At 65.7% G+C, this 19660-nt stretch carries 16 protein-coding genes; 6 read left to right on the top strand and 10 right to left on the bottom strand.

The window, feature by feature from the left end:
- Positions 1 to 112 precede the first annotated feature (112 nt).
- Together K1X11_RS15955 and K1X11_RS15960 are read left to right on the top strand one after the other, a co-directional pair.
- Complete coding sequence (locus K1X11_RS15955) at positions 113 to 628, top strand: RNA polymerase sigma factor (RefSeq protein WP_221031239.1); 516 nt, start codon at positions 113 to 115, stop codon at positions 626 to 628.
- 22 nt (positions 629 to 650) lie between these two features.
- The gene (locus tag K1X11_RS15960) at positions 651 to 1445 is read left to right on the top strand and encodes a hypothetical protein (protein WP_221031240.1); all 795 of its coding nucleotides are present in this window, start codon (positions 651 to 653) and stop codon (positions 1443 to 1445) included.
- 288 nt (positions 1446 to 1733) lie between these two features.
- Here the strand turns inward: K1X11_RS15960 and K1X11_RS15965 are convergent, their stop codons facing one another.
- On the bottom strand, positions 1734 to 2894 hold the full coding sequence (locus K1X11_RS15965; protein ID WP_221031241.1) for a spondin domain-containing protein: 1161 nt from the start codon (positions 2892 to 2894) through the stop codon (positions 1734 to 1736).
- Between the two features lie 80 nt (positions 2895 to 2974).
- Positions 2975 to 3571, bottom strand: coding sequence for a GNAT family N-acetyltransferase (locus K1X11_RS15970; RefSeq protein ID WP_221031242.1), 597 nt, complete (start codon positions 3569 to 3571; stop codon positions 2975 to 2977).
- A gap of 315 nt (positions 3572 to 3886) precedes the next feature.
- On the opposite strand from K1X11_RS15970, the gene K1X11_RS15975 reads away from it, so the two are divergent.
- Complete coding sequence (locus tag K1X11_RS15975) at positions 3887 to 5314, top strand: PAS domain-containing protein (protein ID WP_221031243.1); 1428 nt, start codon at positions 3887 to 3889, stop codon at positions 5312 to 5314.
- Between the two features lie 213 nt (positions 5315 to 5527).
- On the opposite strand, the gene K1X11_RS15980 is transcribed toward K1X11_RS15975, so the two are convergent.
- Complete coding sequence (locus K1X11_RS15980; protein ID WP_221031244.1) at positions 5528 to 6967, bottom strand: esterase/lipase family protein; 1440 nt, start codon at positions 6965 to 6967, stop codon at positions 5528 to 5530.
- A 289-nt stretch (positions 6968 to 7256) separates the two neighbouring features.
- Here K1X11_RS15980 and K1X11_RS15985 point away from each other — a divergent pair, with 289 nt between their 5' ends.
- The gene (locus tag K1X11_RS15985) at positions 7257 to 8465 is read left to right on the top strand and encodes an FRG domain-containing protein (protein WP_221031245.1); all 1209 of its coding nucleotides are present in this window, start codon (positions 7257 to 7259) and stop codon (positions 8463 to 8465) included.
- A 187-nt stretch (positions 8466 to 8652) separates the two neighbouring features.
- On the opposite strand, the gene K1X11_RS15990 is transcribed toward K1X11_RS15985, so the two are convergent.
- The 6 genes from K1X11_RS15990 to K1X11_RS16015 form a co-directional block, all read right to left on the bottom strand.
- Complete coding sequence (locus K1X11_RS15990) at positions 8653 to 9909, bottom strand: YeeE/YedE thiosulfate transporter family protein (protein WP_221031246.1); 1257 nt, start codon at positions 9907 to 9909, stop codon at positions 8653 to 8655.
- Positions 9910 to 9954: 45 nt separating this feature from the next.
- Positions 9955 to 10506: a YeeE/YedE thiosulfate transporter family protein gene (locus K1X11_RS15995; protein ID WP_225919458.1), complete on the bottom strand. Its 552-nt coding sequence runs from the start codon at positions 10504 to 10506 to the stop codon at positions 9955 to 9957.
- A gap of 21 nt (positions 10507 to 10527) precedes the next feature.
- Complete coding sequence (gene nrfD / locus K1X11_RS16000) at positions 10528 to 11574, bottom strand: NrfD/PsrC family molybdoenzyme membrane anchor subunit (protein WP_221031247.1); 1047 nt, start codon at positions 11572 to 11574, stop codon at positions 10528 to 10530.
- A gap of 12 nt (positions 11575 to 11586) precedes the next feature.
- Positions 11587 to 12123, bottom strand: coding sequence for a 4Fe-4S dicluster domain-containing protein (locus tag K1X11_RS16005; RefSeq protein WP_221031248.1), 537 nt, complete (start codon positions 12121 to 12123; stop codon positions 11587 to 11589).
- A 4-nt stretch (positions 12124 to 12127) separates the two neighbouring features.
- Positions 12128 to 14338 (bottom strand): molybdopterin-containing oxidoreductase family protein, encoded by a 2211-nt coding sequence (locus tag K1X11_RS16010; RefSeq protein ID WP_221031249.1) that lies wholly within the window; start codon positions 14336 to 14338, stop codon positions 12128 to 12130.
- Positions 14339 to 14621: 283 nt separating this feature from the next.
- Positions 14622 to 16025, bottom strand: coding sequence for an OmpP1/FadL family transporter (locus K1X11_RS16015; protein WP_221031250.1), 1404 nt, complete (start codon positions 16023 to 16025; stop codon positions 14622 to 14624).
- 570 nt (positions 16026 to 16595) lie between these two features.
- Here K1X11_RS16015 and K1X11_RS16020 point away from each other — a divergent pair.
- Entirely contained in the window at positions 16596 to 17306 is a 711-nt protein-coding gene (locus K1X11_RS16020; RefSeq protein ID WP_221031251.1) for a hypothetical protein, read from the top strand.
- Between the two features lies 1 nt (position 17307).
- On the opposite strand, the gene K1X11_RS16025 is transcribed toward K1X11_RS16020, so the two are convergent.
- Entirely contained in the window at positions 17308 to 18228 is a 921-nt protein-coding gene (locus tag K1X11_RS16025) for a sugar phosphate isomerase/epimerase family protein (RefSeq protein WP_221031252.1), read from the bottom strand.
- 109 nt (positions 18229 to 18337) lie between these two features.
- Here K1X11_RS16025 and K1X11_RS16030 point away from each other — a divergent pair, with 109 nt between their 5' ends.
- Positions 18338 to 19576: a hypothetical protein gene (locus K1X11_RS16030; protein WP_221031253.1), complete on the top strand. Its 1239-nt coding sequence runs from the start codon at positions 18338 to 18340 to the stop codon at positions 19574 to 19576.
- Positions 19577 to 19660: the final 84 nt, after the last annotated feature.

Here is a 19660-nt window from a genome sequence, read left to right on the forward strand (position 1 = left end):
GCGAGGTGTCCGCAATCAAACCGGGCGTTGGTTCGTTGTTTGAGGAGAGAATGATCCTTTTTTCCATGAATGCGGGGAATAAGAGCCCGGGCTTAGGGGCTCTAGTGTCCCCGTGCCTGCACCAAGCTCCAGCACTACGACGACCGATAGCGATGCCGACCTGCTCAACGCGGGGTTTCGTTATGCGCTCGCGTTGTTGCACCACCGCGAAGACGCGGAGGATGTGGCGCAGGAGGCCTGGCTCAATCTGCACCGGCGTTACGGACGGGTGCCGTCGCGCGCGACGTTGTTCACGGCGGTCAAACACATCGTCATCGACCGCTATCGGCGCGCCAAGGTGGTATCGTTTGAAACCGGTGAAGAGCTCGATGAACCCGATCCGGCGGCGAGTGATGCACCCGGAGCCGAAGCCGATGTGGAGACCCTCTTGGGGCACCTGCGGCAAAACGAGCGCGAGGCGCTGTTCCTCCACTATATCGAGGGGCGCACGGCGGAGGAGATCGGTCGGATGACGGAGCAACCCCGCAATACCGTGCTCAGTCTGATGCGTCGGGGTTTGCAAAAGCTGCGCTGCATCGTTTCCCCAGACGCGTCCGGTCCGAGCCTCTCGGAGCAAGCGACGCCGTAGCTCCCTCCTCATTCCTGATTTTGTGAACGAACCTGAGCAGTCCCTGCGCAAACACTACGAGCGGCAAAGCCTGTCGCCCGAGCGCGTTGCTGCGATCCTGGCGGAGGGGCGCAAGCTCGCGGAGGAGCGGGAGCGACGTCTGCGCTGGTGGCGCTGGAGCGGCGGTTTGGCTGCGGCGGCAGCGGTGACCGCGACGGCGGGTCTCGTATGGACGGCGCGCTCGCCGGACGAAGGCGGCACGCCGCCGGTCGCGATCACGGGTGAAGGCGTGGCGGCGTCGGCACCGGCCGTGGATGGCGCGACGCTGCAGGCGGGCATCCGGGCCTTTTTTAATGACCCCGACTACCAACTCGATCGCATGGCACTGGATGCCGCGGAGTTGGTGGCGTGGATGCAAACGCAGGGGGCGCCGAGTGAGCTGAGCGTGCCGGCGGCGGTGGATGACTTGGACAACCTCGGCTGCGAGATTCTCGATGTCGATGGGGTGTCGGTTTACATCCTCTGTTTTTATCTCGATGGCGTGCCTCGCGGTGAGGACGGCACGCCGATGCTCGGCAAAAAACTCATGGCGGTGAACGCGCCGGATGCGCCGGAGGGCGCGCCTGCGATGATGAAACCGCTCGACCTGGTGCACCTCGTGACGGTGCCTCGCGATCAGTTTGTGGGGGCGCCGCAGGTGGGGGATCCGGTCGCGGTGACGCGAGACGGCAATTGGGGTTTCGCGACGTGGGCGGGAGACGACGTCGTGTATGTCGCGGCCTCGCCGGCGGATGCCGAACGTTTTGCGGCACTGGCGGCGCAGCTGGGGCAGTCGTGAGGTTGGGTTGACCTTCGGTTGGCGGCGGGAGGCCGGGCCGGGCGAAGGAGCGGAGAGGCAACGCAGCGCGAGCAAGCTCGCAGCCTACAGTGTGCTGGCGGAAGCGAGATGTCGGCCGTGTGGATGGCGGTGGGGCGGGGGCGGCTCGACACGAGGTCGAGCTCTAAAGGTGGTGGTGAGGCGTATCCGGTGGGTGGTTACACGTGGGCACAAAAATGGCCCGCCTGCACGGAGCAGGCGGGCCAGCCTTGTTGCTTTTGAACTACCCGGATGGGAAAGGGATGCGGCTTAGCGGCCGACTTCGTAGATTTCGACGAGGGTCACACCTTCGGTGTCACCGTTGTTGCTGACCTGAGCGGTGTAGGCACCGGCGGGCAGGGTGAGGAGCAGGGCGGCGTCGGCACTGTTCTCCGGCAGGGTGAAGGCACCGACGGTGGCGGTGGCTTCGGTCACGTCGGCGGCGACCCAGTTGTCGTTGGTGGCCATTTCCACGCCGTCGGCGTCGAAGACGGTGAGGACGGGATCGGCGAGGAAGTCGGCGATGTTGAAGTCGGCCAGGCCCGGACCGACGGCGCGGACGAGCACCTGCTTCTCGGTGCCGGAGCTGACGACAAAACCGACGACCTGAGTGTCGTCACCGGTGCCGGCGCGGCCACGGGAGGAGAGGTTCAGCAGGCGGGACGGGGTGGTGGATTCACCGTCGACGACGGAGATGATGATCTCGGCGATCTGGTAGCCATTGGCGGTGAAGTCGGCGGACTGGAAGGTCACCGGCTGGCCGGGGGCGAGGGAGGTGGCGTCGAGGATGCCGCCCTGGCCGGCGGCCATGAAGCCCGGGTGGAGGGCGACCACGCCGTTTTCGGTGGTGCCGGTGTTGGGCGCGGCCTGGGCGAGGAAGGCGGTGGTGGCGGGGAGCTCGTCGTTGACCTCGGTGCCGGCGTCCCAGACGGCGGCGCCCCAGACCGGGATGGAGCGGGCCATGACATTGCCCTCGTCATCAAAAAGCGGATACGCCATCGGCGAGTCGTTGCCGAAGAAGGCGTCGTTGCTGGGGATGAGCATGGAGGCGTAGCTGAAGTAGCGGTGCGCCGGGATGGAGGGATCGAGATCGAAGATGCGGGTGACGGAGCGGCCGGGCGCGAAGGGACCGGCGAGGACGGCGGAGTGGCCGTCGGGTTGCTCAACGCCGAACTCGACCTGGACGAGCGAGGCGTTGCCGTCTTCGGCGGCGGACTCGAGGGCCGCGGAGGCGGCGGAGCCGGCGTCGAAGAGATCGAAGGAACCGTCGTGGACAAAGAGTTGCGGGTTAACGAACCAGATGCCGTTTTCCGGCGAGGTTCTGCGCACCGTGACAGACACCTGCACCGCGAGGGCGGCGGAGGCGGTGATCAGAGAACCGAAGGCGAGGCGGAGGCCCCGATGGCGGAAGAGGAAGGAGATTGCATTCATCAAACCGGAGCAACGAGTGGCGCGGCGGTTTGATTGCAGAGCGCGAAACTTTTTTTCGCGGAGGCGAAATCGAGCCGGGTTCAGCGGGCGGCGGAGTGGCGCTGGGGCGAGGCGAGTTCCTTGCGGAAGATCCACTCGATCCCGTCGATTTCGTCGTGTTGTTGTCCGATTTGTTGGAAGCCCAGTTTGAGGGCGAGGCGCAGGGAGGCGGTGTTGTCGGGGGAAATGGAGAGGAAGCAGGCCTGCAGGTCGGCGGTCTGTTGGGCCCAGGTCATCATGGCGCGCACGGCTTCGGTGGCGTAGCCCTGGTTGCGGTGGTCGGGGGCGATGCGGTAGCCCAACTCGGCGCCGTGGTGGGAGTAGGGCAGGAGGAAGGGGTCGGGCGGCAGGTGGTGGAAGTTGATGCTGCCGATGAGGGTGTCGGTGGCGGCCAGGACGATGGAGCGGTGGATCCAGCCGAGTTGCACCGGGTTGTCCTGCACCAGTTGCAGACGTTGGCGGGCGAACGCGGCGGAGGGCAGCAGGGCGGGGTCGGGCGTGTGAAAATTGAGCGTGCTCACGACGCGCGAGGCGCGGCCGGCGGCGAGGTCACGCAGCGCTCGCAACGGCAGAGCCTCCAGTCGCAGGCGCGACGTGGTGAGAGGCGGGATGCTTGGGGAATGGGCGGCGGCGGACATCGACAGGACAAAAGTCGCGTGCAGTGTGCCACCGCGCGGGGACGGCCCGCATCCCATATCTTGTCAATGTGGTCACAATGCGTGCGGCGGGGGCGAAAGAGGGACGAAGCGCGGGGAACGCGCCGCGATGTTAGGGCTGGGTGGTGGTGGCGGCCATGATACCGGATCGGCCAATAAGTGCGCACGATTGGCGCAGGACTGCGGGGCGAGTGGCCGGGTGGTGTGCTTAACTCTCTAGTTCCGCCGTCTCACTACGAGTCGCGGTGCTACCCCCGCTTTCCCCCCTCCCCCTTAATCCCCTACCGCTCCACCGCCGTGAATAATTCGACCACGATCCCCACCGGTGTGCCCCAAAACTTTGAGGTGCATGAAACCTTCTTCTCGATGACGGATGGGCGCGGAGTGATCACCGATGGCAATGCGGTGTTTGCGCGGGTGAGTGGTTATCCGTTGGAGCGCATGGTGGGCGAAAATCACAACCTGATCCGGCATCCGCTCATGCCGCGCGCGGTGTTTCATCTCATGTGGGCGACGTTGCGGCAGCGGCACACCTTCATGGGTTACGTGCTAAACCTCGCGGCCAACGCCAACCACTACTGGGTGTTCGCGGTCATCACGCCGATCGACGACGGTTACCTCTCGGTGCGCATCAAGCCGAGCGAAGGTCGGCTCGAGCAGATCGAGGCGCTCTACGCGGATGTCCTGGCGCAGGAGAATGCGTGGATCGCAGAAGGAGTGTCGCAGGGCGCGGCGGCCGAGCGTGGCGTGCACCATTTGCTGCGGCAGTTGGAGCAGGCGGGCTGGGCGGATTACCGGGCGTTTAGCCACGAGGCGCTGTTGGGCGAAATCAAACACCGCGACTCCCAGGTTTCAGCGCGGGGGTTGCGACTCTTCAACGAGGTGATGGCCAACTCGGCGCCGCCGGAGTTGCAGCACCTGCACGCGCAGGCGCGGCACACACATGCACGCCTCAACGGCTTGTTCGGCGAGTTGGATCGGTTTCTCAACGGCAGTCTGGCGGTGGTGGAGCGCACGCAGGCGATCGCGCAGATCGGCAACTCGTTTCAGTTGAGCGCGCTCAATGCGCATCTGGCGGCGCATCCGCTCGGCGCATCGGGCGTGGTGATCGGCACGGTGGCGGGCTTTCTGGGCGAAACGGCGCGGCAGATGAGCCGGAACATGGACACGCTTTCGGAGCACATCGCCGATGCCTCGGGGGCGGTATCGGATGTGGCGTCGTGCATCTGCGTGGCGCGCATTCAGATCGAGATGGTGCTGAGTTTTCTGGGCGAGATCGGCGAAGAGGCCGAGTCGCGCCAACACGGTTCGGCCGCGGAAGCGCGGGTGCGCAGTCTGCAAAAGGCGTGTGGTCGCGCGGCTCAGGCGGCGGCGGAATCGGTCGGTGTGATGGTGGCGCGTTTGCCCCTGCTACAGGCCGACCGGGAGCAGTTGCAGAAGGACATCATCGCGCTGCAGTCGGCGCAGGTGTCGGGCCTCACGGAAGCGGCGCGCCTCGGTGTCGCGGAGCAGTTGGGCAGCATGTTCAGCGAGATGCGGCAGCAGATGGAGCAGACCAAGGCCGAGTTGGAACACCTCGGCGAAGGCATCCATGATCTGGTGGTGATGACGCGGTCGATGCCGGAGGTGGTGAAGACCTTGCTGGCGTCCTTGGCCGACGGCCAGCTCAAGGCGGAAGGCGGCAAGACCGCACCGTCGCGCGTGGTCGAGTCGGTGCGGCCGTGAGGCAGGATGATTTCGTCACAGAGCGCACGGAGGTGGCACTGAGACCACGGAGGTCAGAGCCGGAATGAAGGCGGGGCCGAGGGGCTCAGAGAGCGCGAGCAAGCTCGCGGCCTACAGTGCGGTGTTCGAACGCGGAATGTAGGCGGCGAGGCTGTGAGGCAGTGAGGCAGGGCGGAGCGGCCGACACGGCCGCTGCTACATCAGGCTCTATGGTTAGAGGTCAGGGGGGAGGTCTTCGCCTTTGGGTTGGTCGGCGAATTTGTCCTTCTGGCGGGAGCGGCCGCTTAGGTTGATGTCCTGGGAAAGTTGATACACGCCAGTGCGCACGTGGCGGCGCACGGTGATGTCGATCATCATGGTGCGGTTGGGGGCGAAGTGGCGTTGCACGGCGCTGAAACGGCCCTGGTATTCGGCGACGGTGTAGTAGGCGTAGCCCTCGGTGGGGCGGGCGACGACCTTGACGCCGAAGTGATCGCCGATCTCATCGCGCTCGAACCAATCCGCCATGACGTCGTGGTCGAAGTAGTAGGTGAGTTTGCCGGGGTTAAGGCGGTTGCGTTGGCGGTCGACGAAGAAGCCGGGCGGCAGGTCCTCGGCGCTGTAGTTGGGGCCGGCGGTGAAAAGGATCTCGTAGTCGTCGAGGCGGGTGCCGCGGTCGTCGTTGAGACGCACGATGAGTTGGCAGTAGCGACTGGTGCGGAACTCGCGCGCCACGCGGAAGAGGTTGCGCTCCGTGCGTTCCGCCTCGGCTTCCTGGGTGGCGGCGGTGAGGGTCTCGAGGTGGCGGCAGACGGTGCGGTAGGCGGCGGCGGTGCCGACCTCGAGGCAGCGCATGATCCAATGCAGGGTCGGGTGGGAGCCGTCGTCGTTGGGCGGCACGCTGCGCATGATGCCGATGTCTTCGCCGGAGTGGGCGAGGCCGGGGAGCACGCCGAAGCCGCTGGGCGCGGCGCTGCGTTCATCGGTGATGACGAGCTGGTTACCCTCCTGATCGAGGCGCAGCAGGCCGTAGTTGAGGTTGGCGGCGGCGGCGCGCACGACGCCGTCGGAACCGGGTTCGCCGGTGTAGCTGTTGAGGTTGTCGTAGAACTTCCGCTCGATCGTCTGGCCGGTGAGGGTGAAGACGTAGAGGCGGGCGGCGGTGCAGTCGAAGTCGAGCCAATCGCGGTTGAGTTCCCAGGCCTGGTCGCTGCCGAGTTCGAGCCAGTTGAGCACGCCTACGCCGGGTTGCACGCCGGTGGCGAAGGACTTGAGGCGGGAGAGGCGGCCCTTGCCGAGTTGGGCGAGGGCGGAGCCGTGGTTGGCGGGGGCCAGCATGACGAGGTGGCCGAGCGGGCAGCGGCGCAGGTTGGCGGCGTGGAAGAGCTCGATCCATTTGCGCACGACGGGACCGCCGGTGGAGTGGGTGATGCAGGCGAAGCGTTCGCCGCGGGCGAGGTGGGGCAGGATCTCCTCGCGCACGGCGTGTTCCATGCCGCGGGCGATGTCCTCGACGGTGACCTCGTCGGAGAAGGACACGTATTTGGCGAGGTAGAGGTGTTGGATATCGATGCCGAGCTGTTGGGCCGCGGGCAGGCGACCGAGGGCGGCGGGCAGGCCGCCGTAGGTGTTGAGGTGGGTGACACTCCAACCGTGGACGAAGACGACTCTCATGGGTGGGGAGGGGACGAGGGTGAGCGAGCAGTCGAGTCAGGCAAAGAACGGCCAGTGGGCGGAGGTTGGCGGACGGCGGGGCGCGTGGCAAGGCGTGCGGGCGGCGGGAGCGGGGCGAGGACGGAGCGGAGGGGCAACGTTAGCGCGAGCAAGCTCGCAGCCTACAGTGTGGTATCGAAAACGAAATGTAGGCCGCGAGCTTGCTCGCGCTGGCGTGAGACGGCCTCTGCTACATCTTGCTTGTCGGGTTCGGCCCCGGCAGGGTGGCCGGGCTTTACCCTTTCTTGCCATGGCTCGTGCCCGTTTCGCTTCCCCTGCTCCGGCCGTTCCGCCGGAGGCCGCCCGCACCATCCGCACCATCGGCGAGGCCGTGGCCGCGCTGACCGACGATGCCTTCATGAAGGACATCCGGCCGGGCTCGAGTGCCAAGCGCGGCGACGATGCATTTGGGCTGTGGTTCCGCGGCCACGAACGCTCGAACTACGAACTTACGCCAGGCATGCTGCGGAACTCGTTGCGACGTTCCGGGCGTTACGTGGACGAGGTATCGTTGGTGCGGCATTTCAAGGCGATGAACCCAGACGCGGCTCCGGCCAATGCGAGTGACTTCGAGTGGCTCGTGACGATGCAGCACTACCTGACACCGACGCGGCTGCTCGACTGGACCGAGAACCTGCTGGTGGCGCTCTACTTTGCGGTGCGCAATCCGGCTTACGACGACGAGGCGGATGCGGCGTTGTGGCTGCTCAATGCGAGACGGCTCAACTACCACACCTCGGCGACGGCGCGCATGGCCGAGCTGGCCTTTGATCAGGATCCCGACGTGGTGGCACGGGCGGCGTTGTCGCGCAGTCGCGAGCGCATCGAGTGGCACGATACCTTTGTGCGCGAAATGGCGACGCTGAGGGTGGACCGGGCGGACTACCGGATCGAGCGCATCGAGAAGGCGTTGGTGACCGAGGAGGACAAGGCGCGGGGCGTGAAGCCGGTGTTACTCGACGGCCGCGAGGTGAGTGATGCGCAGCCGTTGTGGCGGGACCTGCGCGACTACACGGCGCGACCGCCGCGCGGGGCGAAACTGAATCTGTATCATAAAACCAGTTACGCGAAGCCGGAGGGCATTTACGCGCGCTTGCGTATGCCGGTGGCGGTGTATGCCAATCGCACCAACAGTCGCATCCGCAGTCAGGCGGGCGTGTTCACGCTGCACGGCGGCAAACACGTGCACAATCCGAACACCTACGTGGCGGGGCGGGCGTTCAAGACGCCGGTGGGGCTGCCGATCTCGCTGGTGGAGATCGACGCGGGCTTGCAGCGCAGTCGGCTGCTCAAGTGGTTGTGCATCCCGGCGGACTGTCGGGCCGACATGCGCAAGGCGCTCGCCATCATGGGCGTGACGGAAGCGACGCTGTTTCCGGAGTTGGATTATCAGTCGCGTTACCTGCTCGACCGCTGGACCTACGAAAGCGAAGGCGTCGACGACGACGGCGAGGTTTAACGAAGCGGGCTGCGGCCCCGCCACTGCAGTGACGGGACCGCGCCCTACGCGAACACCGGCGGCGGGTAGCCTTGCCGAACCGACCCTTCCCAGCCGGCGTCACGTAAATCGTTTTGTCGAAGCGATCCGGGTCACAACCTTACCGAACCAACGGACCTTCCCGAGATCGCTCCGACAAAAAGGGAAATCAGCAGCCCTCCTTTTTCTTCTTTTTGCGCGTGGCCAGCACCGGGACTTCGGTCGGGGGCGGCGGGGCGAGGAGTTGCGGCATGCCGTCACCGCCGGAAGCGGCGTCGGCGCGTGGGGTGCCGCCAAAGAATTTGGCCACAGCGGCGCGGGCGGCGAAGTCGGCGGTCTGTTCCGGGGTGGGGTTTTCGGATGCCGGGGCGGGGAAGAGCACCTCCTGTTTCCAGGCATCAAGGCCACCGCGTAGCAGGTAGCTGTGGTCGTAACCGAGGGAGCGCATGAGCAGCCACGCTTGGGCGGCCTGCAGCTCGCTGTCGCTGTAGAAGAGGATGCGTTCGTTGCGCGGCACGAAGTCGGCGGTGAGGGAGGCGAGCGGCACGTTGATGGCGCCGGGAATCCGATAGGTCGCGTAGGCATCGGCGTCGCGCACATCGACGATGAGCAAGTCGTTGCGGCCCTGCACAAGGCGGTCGGCGAGGTCGCGGACGGCGAGCTGATCGGCGGGGTTGGCGGCTTCGAGGGCGAGGGTGCGGGTATCGATGCGACCCTCGACGCCGCGGTAGGGATTGCCGGCGAGGGCGGCGATCACACCGAGGCCGAGCAGGGCGCCGGCGAGTTTGCGCGACGGGGCGAAGCGGCGGGCGGGGGCGAGGAGGGAATCGAGGTCGGGACGGCGACCGCCGAAGCGACCCTCGGCCCATTCGGCGGCGACGAAGGCGATGATGGCCATGACCACGACGGCGAGGACGAGGAAACCGTAGGGGATGTGGAGCAGCTCGGGCAGGGTGAGTTTGCCGAGGGGCGTGCTGTGGGCGAAGTCGGCGATGGACGGATAGATTTCACCGTAGGCGAAGAGGCCGACGATGATACCGCCCAAGTAAACGATGCCATCGATGCGGCCGGTGGCGGCGCTCACGCAGGACGTGCCGGGACAATAACCGCCGATGACGAAGCCGATGCCGAGCAGGATGCCGCCGATGATCTGCGGCCAGATGTAGGTGGAAGTCAGATACACCAGGGACAGGTCGACGAAGCCGGCGGCGGAGAGCAGGGTAAGGCCGACCATGGCGGTGATGATGGCGGTGAACATGACCTTCAGCACGCGCAGCTCTTTGAAGTAGAACTGGGCGGCGAGCACGCGGGCGTTGCCGAAGCCGGCGCGCTCGAGGATGAAGCCGAAGGCGATGCCGATGAGGAAGGCGACGATGAGCGACATCTCCTCACCGAAGAGACCGAATTTGTAGAAAGGGGCGGGCATCGGGAAAGGGGGAAGAGTGAATGGTGAAGGGTGAAAACTGGGGGCTCAGATCCATTGTTTGCGGACGAACCAGGCGAGGGCGTAGGCGCCGCCGAAGACGCACATCATGAAGGCCCAGCTGCCGACGTTGAGCAGGGCGCCGCCGGTGAGGGCCTGACCGCTGGTGCAACCGAGGGCGAGCTTGGCGCCGATGGCCATGATGGCTCCGCCGATGAAGGCGAAGACAAGGCGCGGGCCGTTGGTGATGCGCGGTCCTTTCTCGACGGTGAAGCGCAGGCGCGAGCCGAGGGCGCCGGAGAGGAAGCCGCCGACGAAGACGCCGAGGACTTCAAACACGAGCCAGTCCTTGAGCGGGTTGTAGGAGCCGTCGCCGAGGTAGCCGGTGTAGAATTCGTTGTTGGCAGCGTGCTCGGGGGCAACGGCATCGACGGTCACGGCGACCGCGGTGGAGAAGGCGCCGGACGCACCGAGTCCGCGGCCCATGACGACGAAGGCGGCGAGCAGCACAAGGCCGAGGAAGAAGCCGGCCCAGTAGGGATTCATGTGCGGTTGCGGGCCGGGTTTGGCGGAGGGAGTGGCGAGGTCGGGAGCGGACATGGCGACGAGCGGGTAAAGGGGTTAGTGCGAGGCGAGGGAGCTCCAGTGGCTGGCCTGGCCGGCGGCGACGATGATGAAGCGCAGGGCGAGACCGCCGCCGAGCACGAGCAGTGCGGGCGCGAGGGTGTGGCGGATGCGGTGGAGCAACTCGAAGTGTTGCAGGATGAGCGGCAGGAGGATGCCGAGGCCGACGACGAAGACCCAGAAGACGGCGGCGTAGGGACCGTTGAGGAGCAGGCCGATGGCCTGTTGGTGCACGGCGGTGGAGGTGAGGTGGCCGATGAAGAACAGGCCGATGAGGGCAAACTCGATGGTGAGGAAACTGTTGTCGGCCTGAGCGAGGGCGGGGGCCAGGCGGGTGTCGAGCGGGCGGGCCTTGGTCCAGCCGGTGACGGTGGAGATGAGGAAATCGGCAAAGGCCGGGCGTTCGTCGTCGGGCATGCTGACCACGAGGATGCCGTGCAGGAAGGCGGCGGCGCTGGAGAGGCCGGAGAAGAGGAAGAGCGGACCGAGCACGGCGCTGTTCCAGAGCGGGCGGGCGCCGAGGGCGCCGAGCAGGATGCCGGTGTAGATGCCGAGACCGATGCCGAGCAGCACGTTGGCCAGGCCGGTGAGAATGATGATGCGGGGCCGGGCCAGCATGAAGTCACTGATTGTAGTGAGAATGGGGATACGTCGGGCGACGCTGGGCAGGGTTTCCGGCAGGTGGACGAGGGCGTTGGCGAGCAGCGCGGGATAGACGGCGAGCAGGATCCACGAGCCCCACGACATGGGGGAGGTGATCTCGAAGGTGAGGTAGAGGCGCCAGACGTAGAGCTTGTGCTCGAGGTCGAGGAAGAGGGCGAGCATGCCCAAGCTGAGCAGGGCGAGTCCGGCGAGCGGACCGATGGTGCAGCAGACCATGGCCTGCCGTTGATTGGGTCGCATGAGCAGCAGGCGAGCACCGGCGATGACCATGAGACCGGCGACGAGGCCGCCGAGGAAGAGGTAAATCGGAACCTCCCAGCCCCACACATGGAAGTGGGGATCGATCCCGGGGTTGCTGCGGTGGATGACGGTTTCGGTCATGGCGGGGCCTCCTCAGTTAATGTAATAAATGCTGGGTTGGGTGCCGGCCTCGGGGAGGAGGGAGTGGGCGCGGTTGGCGGCGAGCAGGCGGCTGACTTCGCTCTGCGGATCATCGAGGTCGCCGAAGTGCATGCAGCGTGTTGGGCAAACGGATACACAGGCCGGTTCGAGGCCCTGCTCGACGCGGTGGATGCAGAAGGTGCACTTGGAGGCGTAGCCGTCGGGGTGGACGAAGCGGGCGTCGTAGGGGCAGGCGGCGAGGCAGGCCTTGCAGCCGATGCACTCTTCCGGGGTGACGAGCACGACGCCGCCGCGCTCATGCACGTGCGAAGCGCCGGTGGGGCAGCAGTGCACGCAGGGAGGATGGGCGCAGTGGTTGCAGCGCTCGGTGCGGATCTCGTGGCGCAGAGTGGGGAACTCACCGGTGGTGGTTTCGGTGATCCAATCGCGGCAGTAGCCCTCGGGCACGTTGTTCTCCGTCTTGCAGGCGACGACGCAATCCATGCAGCCGACGCAGCGGCGGGTATCGATGACCATTCCGTAACGCATGGGATCAGGCCTCCGCGGGTTCGAGGGTGACAAAGTTGATGTTCATGCCGGTGCCGCCCATGAGCGGATCGGTTTTGTAGCGGGTGATGAGACCCGCGTCGGAGGCGCCCTGGCGGTAGGCGTGGCGCAGGCCCTTGGCGGTGTGACCGAAGCCGTGGACCATAAACACGCAGTCGGAGCGGATGCGTTGAGTGGCTTTGACGAGGACGGGGTCGCTGAGCACGTCGTCCTGGTTGCGCAGGCGCACGCGGTCGCCGGAGCGCAGGCCGAGGCGGCGGGCGGCGGTGGCGTTGAGCCAGACCTCGTTTTCGCGCATCATGTCGGCGAGCAGCCGGTTGGTGTGGGTGCGGCTGAAGGAGTGCATGGGGGCGCGGCCGTAGAGCAGGCGGAAGGCGCCGGGCGGGCCCGGGTCGGGCGGGGTGTAGCGTGGGATGGGATCGAAGCCGTGCTCGGCGAGTTGGTTGGAGTAGAACTCGATCTTGCCGGTGGGGGTGTAGAACTCGGCGGGCACACCCTCTTCAAAATAGATGGGCGGACGCGGCCCGAGGATGAGGCCGTCGCGTTTGAGCGTGGCCCAATCGAGGCCGGCGGCATCGACGCGGTATTTGAGGTAGTCCTCGATGTGCTCCCACGGGTAGTAGCGACCGAGGTCGAGTTTGAGCGCGAGCTGGCGGGCGATCCACCAACCGGGCTTTTGGTCGTGCGGGGACTCGACGACGGGTTGGCGCAGGGCGACGAAGGGTTGTTTGAAATACTCGACGTTGAGGTCGTCGTGGCGCTCGAGGTAGTTGGATTCGGGCAGGACAACGTCGGCCCAGCCGGCGATCTCGGAGGGGATGACGTCGACGACGACGAGGAGCTCGAGTTTTTTGAGGGCCTCGATGGTGGCGCGCTCGTCGGGGAGGGCGTGGAGGAGATTGGTGGCGTAAACCATCCAGCCCTTGATGGGGTAGGGCTCGTCGCTGAGGGTGGCGTTGCGGATACCGGTGGTGATGGCTTCGTCGGCGAAGGGGTATTTTTCGTCGGGATTATCGAGGCGCCCGCGGGCGGGTTTTGGGTAGGCCGGGTAGGGGTAGCCGGGGACGTCCATGAAGCTCGGCACCCAGAAGCCGCCCTTGCGGCCCCAGTTGCCGAGGAGGGCGTTGAGCAAGGCGATGGCGCGGGAGCGTTGGGCGTCGTCGCCATACCAATTGACGTGGCGGCCGGGGTGGACGAGGGAGGCCGGGCGATGGCGGGCCATCTCGCGGGCGGTCTCGCGAATGACGGACGGCTCGATGCCGGTCTCGGGGTAGGCCCACTCCGGGGTGAAGGCCTGGACGTAGGCGGCAAATTGTTCGAAGCCGTAACCGTAGTTGGCGATGTAGTCGGCGTCGTAGAGTTTCTCCGTGACGATGACGTGCATCCAAGCGAGGAGCAGGGCGAGGTCGGTGCCGGGGCGGATGGGCAGCCAGTATTTGGCTTTGGAGGCGGCAACGGAGTAGCGCGGGTCAACGCAGATCACGGTGGCGCCGGCGCCGACGGCTTCGGCGAATTCCTGCACCTGGGTGTTGTGCATGTTTTCGCCGAGGTGGGAGCCGATGAGGGTGAGGCAACGGGTGTGGGCGATGTCGGTGCGCTCGGGGGAACCAACGCCCTCGCCAAAGGTGAGGTTAAAACCCACATCGCGCGGACCGCGGCATTGGGCGAAGGAAGGCGCGGAGATGTTGGGCGTGCCGTAGGCCTTGAGGGTGTGTTTGAAGAACGTGCCGCCGAGTCCGTGGCTGAAGAGGGCCATGGCTTCGGGACCGTGGCGCTCGGCGATGCCCTTCATCTTGTCGGCGATGTAGGTGAGGGCCTCGTCCCAGGTGACCTCTTGCCACTTCTCCTCACCGCGATCGCTGACGCGGATGAGCGGTGTGCGCAGCCGATCGGGGTCGGTGTGGGCGCCGATGCCGCCGGTGCCGCGTGGGCAGAGGCGACCGCGGGACAGCGGGTCGGAGGGGTTGCCCTCGATCTTCCAGAGCGCGCCGTCGCGGACGGAGGCGACGGCGTTGCATTTCCAGAAACAGATGTCGCAGAAGGTCGGCGTCGTGGTGGTGGTGCCGGGTTTGGCGCCGAAGGCCGAGGACCACGCGCCGGCCGCGGCCGAGGTCGCGCGGGAAGCGGCTTGGGCGGCGAGGATCGAACCGGCGCTGATGCGCAGGAAACGACGGCGGGAGAGAGCAGGGGCAGGCATGGCGGCAAGGAGGTTCGGCGGGGGGCAGGTTGCCCGAAATCAGACGGGGGGACTCTGCGTCGGTTGGCCTAGAGTGGTCATAAATTGAAATATGAGCAAAAACGGATATAGGCCGGGATGCGGGATGCGGGGTATCCGGGGTTCGGCTTATTTTTCGGTCGCTGGATTAGTTTTTAGCCACTGATTCCACGGATCCACACGGATAGAACGGCTGTTTTTACCGGGGAGAATCCGTGGATATCTGTGCAATCCGTCGCTCTTTCGTGTCCTCGAGGAGACCGTTCTAGAAGCGGTAGCCATACATGATCTGGGCGTTCAGCTGGCTGTGGCTGACGGTGATCCCGTAGCCGCTGGTGGTCTTCACTTCCGGGGCGTAGGTGAGCGAGAAGTCGAGACTCTGGCGGTCGTCAAACTGGTAACCCAGGCCGCCCGTGATGTGGGTTTTGATGATGGCCGGGAAGAGGCAGTTGAGGAAGGTGTCCGGCACGGGGTCGTTGCCGTAGTTGAAGCCGCCGCGGACGGTGAGCTGCGGGGTCACGCGGTAGGCGGCGCCGAGCTGGATGATGGTTTGGTCGTCCCAATCCTGATAGAGCACGGAGTCGAGCACGGCGCCGGCGAAGTTGCCGTTGGTGGCGACGTTGTCGGCGGTGAAGCTCATGGCGAATTGGTCCATGACATCGGCCCAAAGCACGTGGCGGAGGTCGGCGACGAAGAGCCAATCGGAGGAGGGGCGGTAGGCGAAGCCGGCGCCGAGCATGGCGGGCCATTCGAAGTCATCGACTTTGATGGTGCCGGTGAGGGACTGGGCCATGGCGCCCATGCCGGGAATGTTGAGCTGGAAGGCGAGGTTGTTGCCGGGGGCGTCGAGGTCGCCGAGGTCGGTCTTGGCGTGGTAGGTGAGGCCGAAGGTGAAGGTCTCGTTGACCTCGTAGGTGAGGCCGATCTTGCCGGCGAAACCGTAACCCTGCGCCTCACCGGTGAAGTCGGAGGAGTTGGAGAAATCGAAGTAGGCGTAGTCGACGTTGGTGCCCATGGGCAGCTGCATCATCATCTGCTGGAAGCCGGAGACGAGGGAGCCGGAGGCGCGGCCGAAGTTTTGTTGGGTGGGGTCAACGAGGTCGAAGAACTGCGGGCCGCTCATCGCCATCTGCAGGTCCATGCCGGCCCAGACGAAGTCGGCGGTGGCGCCGATGGTGAGGCGATCGTTGACGCGATAGGCGACCGGGAGGATGGCGCGGCCGAGGGAGACCTCGGTGCGGTTGATGAGGTCGAAGCCGAGTCCGCGCCAGGAGGCGGGATCGTATTCGCAGCCCATACCGCCTTGGCCGAAGACGGCGGCGCCGTAAACCCAGTCACCGGAGCGGCGGGTGTAACCGAAGGCGGGCATGAAGAAGGATGTGGCGCTGGAGTCGGCGGAGACGCCGGCGGGGTTGGTGGCGGTGATGTCGGGGCCAAGCACGCCGAGGGCGAGGTCGAGGCGGGCGGCCTCTTCCATGAGGGCGAGGGTGGCAGGGTTGTTGATCACCCCGGCGGTGCCATTGTCGTAGGCGAAGGAGGCGCCACCCATACTGGTGGCGACGGGCCCGTAGCCCTCCATGTTCATGCCGTTGGTAGCGTAAAGAGCGGAGGCAAACGTCAGCGCGACCAACGTCGAGCAGACGGACGAGCAGCGAATCGGGGAGTTCATGGCAAGGCGGCGCGCGGAGGCGCTTCGGGGTTTTGGAGGGGTGATGATAGGGGAGGGGTAATGCTGAGTATCGTCGCAATTAGCCAAACTTACACTGCGCCTTTTGTTCGATAAGTATCAGATATTGCTCATATGCGTAAGCATTGGATTAGTTGGGATGATGGTTCGCTGGTGAATGGCTCGTGGGCAGCAATTTAGGTGGGTGGGCGGAGGGGGGCCGGATGGGCCTACCTAAATTTGAGTATTCTGCTCCATCGTGGGTTGTTGCCCCTTTTGAGAGGGTCCGGGTCATCTGGTCGCGGGGCGGTTTTCCCCTCCTCGCAACTCATTTTCTGGAGCGGTTGAGTCGACCGCTTCAGGTCACCGGGGCCGTCAGCGTCAAGGCCAGTGCGCTGGCGGCCCACTTATTTTAGGGCGAATCACAGGCTGCGATTCGGCAAAACGGGGCGGGAGATCGGACTGGCTTTGGTGGGGACTTTTTCCAAGGTGAGCGCCGTGGATACACCGTCTGACTCTGCTCCGGTTGAAAGGGAGGCGCGCGCGGCCAAAAGGCGCGACGAAAAGTCCGCCTTGCAGCTTCCGCCCGTGCCGCCGGCGGAGCAGCGGATCGTGGTGGAGCATCAGGTGAAGCGGTTGGATTGGAGTCTGCCGGTCGAGGCGGTGCTTGGCGCCGTGAGCATGGAAAAGGGGTTTGGTTTCACCCTGTGGCAGTTTGTGCGGGCGCCGCGGCGCGCGTTCGAAGCCTACTTGGGCGCGGAGCGACTGCGTTTTAGCAATCCCTTGAAACTGGTCGTCCTGCTCACCGCGTTGGCGACGTTTGTGAATTACCAGTCGGGCGCGATGGACCAGATGGTCGCCGGGATGAGTGCAGACATGGATGCGGCGACGAACGGGCAGAGCGAGGCGGTGTTTGGCCTGCTGCAGCGGAACTACAATCTGATCCTGATGGCGTCGTTACCGTTCATGGCGCTGACCACTCGTCTGTTGTATTGGAAAAGGGCCTACAACTTGATCGAGCACCTGGCGCTCAACGGTTTCATTTTTGCGGTCACCACGGTGGCCTACCTGGTGGCGGCGTTGCTGGTGCCGGTCTGGGGCGGAGTGATGACGGTGTATGCGATCGGCTCGGTGATCTATCAAACCTGGGCCTACCGCCGCGTGATGGGGCCAAACTGGTTGATCGCAGTGGGGGCGGTGATCATCGGGGCCGTCGCCTACATGCTGGCGACGGGATTTTTGGTCGGGGTATTGATCACCTTGCAGCAGCGGGGCGCGCTCTGAATCAGAGGCGGCCGCCGAGCTTCACCAGGAGGTCGCGGGTGAGGCGGATGCCGGTGGCGGCGTCGATCTCATCGCCCTCGTATTCGACGTCGATGTATCCAGAAAAACCAGACGCGTGCACGATCTCGATGAGGCGACGGAAGTCCATGGTGTCCTCCTCGCCCGACGCGTCGAAGTGGAAGGTCTTGCCGCTGACGCCCTTGGCGTAGGGCATGGACTGGGTCGTGCCGAGGTAGCGGTCGTAGGTCCAGCCCGCGCGGTGGTCGCCGTAGTTGCCGAAGTCGGGCAGGGTGCCGACGCGCGGGTGGGCGACGAGGTCCATGAGGGCGGCGAGCCACGCGCCGTTGGAGGAGAGGCCACCGTGGGGTTCGACGATGACGGAGAGGTCGTAGGTGTCGCCGATCTCGCAGAGGCGGCGCAGGCCGTCGGCGGTGCGATCGAGTTGGGTGCCGTAGCTCTCGCTGGCGTCGGAAAAGGCGTTCACGCGGATGGCGTGGCAGCCGAGGGTGCGGGCGGCCTCGAGCCACGGGAGGTGGGCGTCGATGGAGGCCTGTTGGGCGGCGGGATCAGGGTCACCGAGGCGGCCGCAGCGATCGCACATGATGAGCACGCTGTGCACGCCCTCGCCGTCGGCGACGCGTTTGAGTTCGGCGGTGATTTTGGGGGAGAAGCCCTCGAGGTAGAACTGGTTGACGTATTCGACGGCGGAGATGCCGAAGTCGTTTTTGGCGATGGCGGCGAAGCGCAGTTTGTCGCGGGCGCCGCTCCAGAAATCGCGCTGCAGGGACCACTGGGCGAGGGAGATATCGAACCACGGTGCGACCTCGGGTGAGACGGGGTCGGCGGCGGTGAGGGCGCGGGGTGCAAGGGCGGCGGCGCCGAGACCGAGGGCGCTTTTGACGAAGGTGCGACGGGAAGGCATGGCGGGATAGGGAGACGCGTTTTGGGGCTGGCGAAGGGGCGGGGAGACGGGCAGGGTGGGTGCCGACTGGCCGTCCTGCGAGATTGTTTACCCCTATCCTCTGGTTGAGATGAAGCATGTCCCTTTGATGGTCGTCCTGGTGTTGTCGGTTGCTGCGCACGCGGTGTTGTGGTGGACGCGCGGAGCGTCTCCGGCGGAGGTGGCGTCGCAGCTCGAGGTGGCGAGAATAGCGGCGACGGTCGCGGCGGTGCAGAAAGCGGAAGCGGCGCAGGAAGCCATGGTCGAAGAAACGCAGGCGGCGTTGTGGTCGGACGTGGGCACGGGAGATTTGGAGGGGTTGGTGGCCCGGTGGCGGGATGCCGGCGTGCCGCGGCATCTGCTGCGAGCGATGGTGGCGGCGGAGGTGCGGCGACGGAAACAGGGGGAGGTGGAGGCTTTGTTGGCGGAGGTTAAACCCTATCGGTATTGGGATTCTGGTGACGCGTTGTATTTGGCGACACTGGGGCGGGACTACCAGCGGCTGCGGGAGGAGATGGACGCTGAGGTGGCGACCCTGTTGGGCGGGGAGGTGGAGCGAGACCCTTACCGTGAGGTGGCGGAGCGGCGGCAGTATGGAGAGTTGCCGGCAGAGCTGTCGGCGCGGGTGAGTGCGGTGGTCTCGGATTACGGAGATCTGCGGGCCAATCTTTACATGACCAGCATGGGGGTGATCACCCCGGAGGATGAAGAACGGCTGGCGTTTCTGGAGGCGGAGGAGCGGCGGGATTTGGAAGAATTGCTCACGCCCGAGCAGCTCTTCGAATATCGGCTGCGCAATGATCAGGCGGCGCAGATGTTGCGCACCCGCCTGGGGGTCATGGGTGTGACGGAGGCGGAGTTTCGCGCGATCTATCAGGCGAGTGAGGAACTGAACCGCACGCTGCCGGAGGTCGGGCAAACGGATTTCAGCTTCCCGGCGCTGCAGGCGCGGAGGGAGCGCACGACCGCGCTGGTGGCGGCGTTGGGCGAGACCCTGCCGCCGGAGCGGCAGGCGCTGTTGGAGCAGGCGCTGGATCCGTCGTTGATGATGCTCAACAATCTGGTGGCGCGCTACGGTCTGGAGCCGCAGGTGGCGCGCCGGGCGACTGAGCTGCAGACGGAGCGCATTCAGGAGGTCACGCAGCTGCGCAACAACAGCGAGATGGATCCGGCGGAGCGGGAGGCGGCGGTGGCGACTTTGCGGGAGAAGACCTTTGCCGAGTATCGTGAGCTGCTGGGCGAGGACGGTCTGGCGGCCTACCGTCGGTTCGGCGGGCAGTGGATGGACAGCATGTTTAACGCGCCGACGGCGCCGGGGGGCGGGGGCTGAGCACGTGGCGTGGCGTGGCGCGGGATCGGGTAATGTAGCCATTTATTGGTTACAGCATGAGGACAAGTCATGCGCGGGTTCGGG

Source organism: Actomonas aquatica, from assembly GCF_019679435.2.
Taxonomy (GTDB): Bacteria; Verrucomicrobiota; Verrucomicrobiia; order Opitutales; family Opitutaceae; genus Actomonas; species Actomonas aquatica.